1 pseudogene is annotated in these 230 nt (G+C 74.3%); it reads left to right on the top strand.

The features are described 5' to 3' along the window. Positions 1–230 (top strand): annotated as a pseudogene (locus ACQG3P_RS25380) (glycoside hydrolase family 3 protein); the annotation flags it as partial.

The raw sequence follows: 230 nt of genomic DNA, 5'->3' as shown, positions 1-230 counted from the left end.
TCGACGTGGTGGTCGGGGTGATCGGCGATACGCCGTACGCCGAATCCATCGGCGACATCCTGGCCTCGGACTCGGTCTGCGACAGCCGTGCGCAGCCGCAGGACCTGGCCGTGGTCAAGGCCGCCGCCGCCACCGGCAAGCCGCTGGGCACCGTGGACTGCTCCGGCCGCCCGGTGTACGCCAGCGACCGGCTCACCCTGTCGCGGGCGGTCGTGGCGGCGGGGCTGCCG

It is taken from the genome of Stenotrophomonas sp. SrG (assembly GCF_050031795.1).
Taxonomy (GTDB): domain Bacteria; phylum Pseudomonadota; class Gammaproteobacteria; order Xanthomonadales; family Xanthomonadaceae; genus Stenotrophomonas; species Stenotrophomonas rhizophila_A.
The sequence above is the reverse complement of the archived record's forward strand: the minus strand, read 5'-3'. Positions and strand labels throughout refer to the sequence as shown.